We start from the raw sequence: 4633 nt of genomic DNA, 5'->3' as shown, positions 1-4633 counted from the left end.
GATCAGCGTTGCTGCGCCCGCCCCCGGGGAGCGGAGACGTGAGGTGATGATCGACAACGGGACGTCGCGTCCGACGAAGCGTGACTCTGCGGCGACCAGCCCGTGGACGCATTCGTCGTAGACCTTCTGAGTCTCGTCGCTCGGGGCCACACCGAGCCCGACCCGCAGCGCCGTTCGGAGTCGTCCGTAGGTGGAGATGGCGGCGTGCCGGCGACCGGCCGCGAGACGGTCGAGCATCACCGCTCGGCAGGCCTCCTCGTCGGTGGGGTCGAGGTCGACCAGCCGTTCCCAGCGACCTGCGAGTCGCAGGAGGTCGGCTCGGAGGCTCTGCAGACGGTCTCTCGGCGCCTGAGTCCATTCTTCGTACAGCGATCCGGGGAGCAGGTCTCCGGGAAGACTGTCAGCGAGGTCCTGCGCTGCAGAGGTGTTCTGGTGTGCCAGCGCCAACTGGGCGGCCGACTCGAATGCGGCCACGTCGGTGGTCACGGTCCGGGAGGGGAACAAGGTGACCAATCCGCGGTGGAGAATCACCGACTCCGGGTCAGCCAGGGCTCGGCGGGCGTGGTGGGCAGCCTTGCGCAGATTGGCTGCACCGGCCTCGGGCCCGAGCTGCGGCCACAGGGCGTCGATGACCTGCTCGCGCAGCATGCGGTGCTCATCAGCCAGAGCGAGCAGCTGGACGAGATCGGCGGCACGACGTCCGGGCCATCGAGATGAGTCGACCCGCTCGCCATCTGACAAGACCTCGAAGCCGCCGAGAAGCTGGACGTGGACTTCATCGATCGTCATGGCAACCTCCCACAGGGGGAGCCTAGCGACCTCGGCCTGTCACGTCAGCAAGAATCCGGCGGCGACCCACGCCTCGAGGCCGCCCTCCAGGTGTGCGACGTCCAGATAGCCCATTGACTGCAGGGTGTGTCCGGCGAGCGCTGATCGCCGTCCCGTTGCCGAGCAGAGAATCGTTCTGCGTCGCAGATCGAACCCCTCGTCATGACTCGACGTGGTGAGATCCGCGCAGAACTCGAGCGTTCCGCGGGGGGTGAACACGGCCCCCTGGATCGAGCCGTCAGCGGTCTCTGCTGGTTCGCGCACGTCGATCAGCAGCACCTTCTGGCTCTTCATCTCGGCCATGACTTCGTGAGGTCGTAGATTCTCGATCCCCGACCTCGCCACCGCGACCATCGCGAGTACATCCATGACCCTGACCTCCCAGTCCGGCAACATCAACGCAGCCTGCCCCGATCACCGTTCCCGGACCGTTCCTGAGGTGGGTCGGTCAGGAACGATTTGGGAACGGCGCGACGTGAGACTCGGTGGAAAGTCCTACTCTCACCAGGAGCACATCATGAGTACTGCCATCAACGACATGGACATCGAGGTCTCGGCCGGCGAATTGGAGACGCGCTACGTGGAGATGGGCGAGCAGGCCATTCGGCATGCTCGTGTTCCTGCTGGAACTGATTTCGGGCCGGTGCTGCAGGGGTTGCCGAACGACCGGTGCCCGAGTCCGCACTGGGGCATCATCTTGGAGGGCTCAGTCGTGATCGATCACGCCGACGGCACGGTCGAGACGGCGCGCGCCGGTGAGGTCTACTACTGGCCAGCCGGGCACACGGCTCACACGGACGAAGGTGTCGTGTTCATCGAGGTCGGCCCGATCGGGCCCATGAAGCAGTTCGGCGAGCACGCGCAGAACGTGATGTCCGGCGCATGATCGTGATGCGGGTGCTGAGCGCGATCCTGCGTCTGAAGAACCGGCGCAGGTCCGCGGTGGCGGCTACTTCGACGACGCGGTGACGGCCTCGCTGGCGGCCAGTCCGAAGCCGACCTTGCGTCCGGCGTCCGAGGTGAAGTCCAGGTAAGCGACCCGGGCAGCCGGGATGGCCACGGTGCGACCCTTGTCGTCTGTGAGGGTGAAGACCGAGTCGTCCTGCAGGGCAGACTGCAGGGCGTCGAGCACGGCCTGAGGCTCGTCCTCGGTCGACACCGACAATTCACGCGGGGCGTGCTGCACGCCGATCTTGACCTCCACGGTCACTCATCTCCTTGGGTGTTGTCGTCTTCGTTGCGGGGGAATCCGCCGATGCCGCGCCAGGCCAGGCCAGCGACGAGCTCGACGGCTTCGGCGCGACTCAGGCTCGAGTCGCGCGACATCCAGTTCTGGGCGCCAACATGACCCATGCCGACGAGACTGACCGCGAGCAGGTGAGCGGCGGGATCGGGCAAGCCGGTGTCGTCGCGGATCACCTCGGCGATCGAGGAAGCGGACTCGAACACGACCCGGTCGATCTGGCTGCGCACGGAGGGATCATTGGTCAGGTCAGACTCGAACACCAGTCGGAAAGCAGCGCCCTGATCGGCGACGTACCCGTACCAGAGCTCCATGGTGGCCTGCACGCGTCGCCGGTTGTCCGAGGTGGAGGCGAGTGCGGCGCGCACCTCGGTGATGACGGTGTCGCACGACGTCTCCAGCAGGGCCAGGTACAGGTCGAGCTTGCCGGGGAAGTGCTGATAGAGCACGGGCTTGGAGACTCCGGCCCGGTCGGCGATCTCGTCCATGGACGCTGCGTGATAGCCCTGCTCGACGAAGACCCCGAGCGCCACGTCGAGCAACTGGGCTCGCCGCGCCGAGCGCGGCAGACGGCTGGAGCGAGGGCGGGCTCCGATGGCTTCGGTCACGACGTCAGCGTAGTGGGTCCGCCAGAATGTGGACGCGGCAGCGGGACAGGTCGCGTGTCGGGAACAATGGGCCGTTCGGACGTGTTGTCGAAGTGTCCGTGCTGCACGCCGCACAAAGGAGAATGCCGTGGTCGCCCCACTCGTGGAACCCGCAGTCGAGCTCACCATCGATGAGGTGCGGCGCTACAGCCGACACCTGATCATTCCTGACGTCGGCATGATCGGGCAGAAGCGGCTCAAGAACGCCAAGGTGCTCGTGATCGGCGCCGGCGGACTGGGCAGTCCGGCGCTGCTGTACCTGGCGGCGGCTGGTGTGGGCACGCTCGGCATCATCGACGACGATGTCGTCGACGAGTCCAATCTGCAGCGGCAGGTCATCCACGGCCAGTCCGACATCGACAAGCCCAAGGTCACGTCGGCAGCCGAGTCCGTCGCCGAGATCAACCCGTACGTCACCGTGATCCAGCACGAGGTGCGCCTCGACACCGACAACGTGCTCGACATCTTCGCTGCGTACGACCTGATCGTCGACGGCACGGACAACTTCGCCACTCGCTACCTGGTCAACGACGCAGCGGTGATCCTGAACAAGCCATACGTGTGGGGCTCGATCTACCGCTTCGAGGGCCAGGTGTCGGTGTTCTGGGCTCAGGAGGGTCCGCAGTACCGCGATCTCTACCCCGAGCCGCCGCCGCCGGGCATGGTCCCGTCCTGCGCCGAGGGCGGCGTGCTGGGCGTGCTGTGCGCCTCGATCGGATCGATCATGGTCACCGAGGCGATCAAGCTCATCACCGGCATCGGCGATCCGCTGATCGGCCGACTGATGGTCTATGACGCGCTCGAGATGCGGTACTCGACGCTGAAGGTGCAGCGTGACCCCAACGGCGTGCTGCCCACCGAATTGATGGAGGACTACGAGGCCTTCTGTGGCGCGGTCAGCGAGGAAGCGGCCGAGGCGGCCGCCGACTCCACCATCTCGGTCGCCACGCTCGACGGCTGGCTCAAGGAGCGCAACGACGGCGGTCGCGACTTCGTGCTGGTCGACGTTCGGGAGCCCAACGAGTACGAGATCAACCACATCCCCGGGTCGGTCCTGATACCCAAGGGCGAGTTCCTCAACGGCAACGCCCTGGAGCAGCTGCCCTCAGACCAGCAGATCGTGCTGCACTGCAAGTCCGGCGCGCGCTCGGCCGAGGCCCTGGCGGTGCTCAAGGGCGCCGGCTACTCCGACGCGGTGCACGTCGGCGGCGGGGTCGTCGCCTGGGTCAACCAGATCGACCCCAGCCAGCCCACCTACTGAACGGCATGGATGAGCAGTTCACCGAGCAGGTGCTCGCGCTGGTGGAGCAGATTCCGGTCGGGCGGGTGCTGAGCTACGGGCGCGTGGCCGAGCACCTGTCGGCCGGTTACGGGCCGCGCTACGTCGGTCGGGTGATGTCGCTGGAGGGATCGGCGGTCAGCTGGTGGCGTGTGGTGCGGGCGGACGGCACGATGGCGGCGCCCCTGATGGGTGAGGCGCAGGTGCACTGGCTGGAGGAGGGCACACCCGTCCATCGTGGGCGGGTGCAGATGAAGACCGCTGTGTGGGAGTTGCCGGACTGATTGTCAGTCGTCTCTGGTGAGATGGCGCCATGGTGATCGAGTACGTGCGGCGACCTGCCGACCCGCTGGCGGCAGCGCCCGTGCTCGACGAACGCCAGCAGTCCGTCGTCGACCACGCCGGCGGGCCGCTGCTGGTGCTGGCCGGTCCGGGCACCGGCAAGACGACCACGCTCGTCGAGACCGTCGTCGAGCGGATCGAGCACCGTGGTTTCGCTCCTGACGAGATCTTGGTGCTGACCTTCAGCCGCAAGGCGGCCGAGGAACTGCGGGGACGCATCGCCCGGCGGCTCAGCACCGCGGCGTCGTCCACGCCCACCATGACCTTCCACTCCTTCTGCTACGGCGTCGTGCG

The 4633-nt window shown here is 66.8% G+C and carries 8 protein-coding genes; 4 read left to right on the top strand and 4 right to left on the bottom strand.

Annotation, left to right across the window (positions count from 1 at the left end; genetic code table 11):
* The coding region (locus WB508_RS01370) for an AfsR/SARP family transcriptional regulator (protein ID WP_423843079.1) at window positions 1-789 on the bottom strand (789 nt) is incomplete at its 3' end.
* Window positions 790-828: 39 nt separating this feature from the next.
* Window positions 829-1197 carry a rhodanese-like domain-containing protein gene (locus WB508_RS01365; RefSeq protein ID WP_423843078.1) on the bottom strand — a complete coding sequence of 123 codons (369 nt, stop codon included), beginning with the start codon at window positions 1195-1197 and terminating at the stop codon, window positions 829-831.
* 148 nt (window positions 1198-1345) lie between these two features.
* Between WB508_RS01365 and WB508_RS01360 the strand changes: the two genes are divergently transcribed.
* Window positions 1346-1714: a hypothetical protein gene (locus WB508_RS01360; protein WP_423843077.1), complete on the top strand. Its 369-nt coding sequence runs from the start codon at window positions 1346-1348 to the stop codon at window positions 1712-1714.
* A 63-nt stretch (window positions 1715-1777) separates the two neighbouring features.
* Here the strand turns inward: WB508_RS01360 and WB508_RS01355 are convergent, their stop codons facing one another.
* On the bottom strand, window positions 1778-2032 hold the full coding sequence (locus WB508_RS01355; RefSeq protein ID WP_423843076.1) for a DUF3107 domain-containing protein: 255 nt from the start codon (window positions 2030-2032) through the stop codon (window positions 1778-1780).
* A gap of 2 nt (window positions 2033-2034) precedes the next feature.
* On the bottom strand, window positions 2035-2679 hold the full coding sequence (locus tag WB508_RS01350) for a TetR/AcrR family transcriptional regulator (RefSeq protein ID WP_423843075.1): 645 nt from the start codon (window positions 2677-2679) through the stop codon (window positions 2035-2037).
* Between the two features lie 127 nt (window positions 2680-2806).
* Here WB508_RS01350 and moeZ point away from each other — a divergent pair, with 127 nt between their 5' ends.
* From moeZ to WB508_RS01335, 3 genes are all read left to right on the top strand, one after another.
* Window positions 2807-3979 (top strand): adenylyltransferase/sulfurtransferase MoeZ, encoded by a 1173-nt coding sequence (gene moeZ / locus WB508_RS01345; protein ID WP_423843074.1) that lies wholly within the window; start codon window positions 2807-2809, stop codon window positions 3977-3979.
* Window positions 3980-3984: 5 nt separating this feature from the next.
* On the top strand, window positions 3985-4281 hold the full coding sequence (locus tag WB508_RS01340; protein WP_423843073.1) for an MGMT family protein: 297 nt from the start codon (window positions 3985-3987) through the stop codon (window positions 4279-4281).
* Window positions 4282-4310: 29 nt separating this feature from the next.
* A partial coding sequence (locus WB508_RS01335; RefSeq protein ID WP_423843072.1) for a UvrD-helicase domain-containing protein occupies window positions 4311-4633 on the top strand: 323 nt, incomplete at its 3' end.

This window comes from Aeromicrobium sp., assembly GCF_049586495.1.
Taxonomy (GTDB): domain Bacteria; phylum Actinomycetota; class Actinomycetes; order Propionibacteriales; family Nocardioidaceae; genus Aeromicrobium.
Note: the sequence above shows the minus strand (reverse complement) of the source record. Positions and strands in the feature narration are given on the sequence as shown.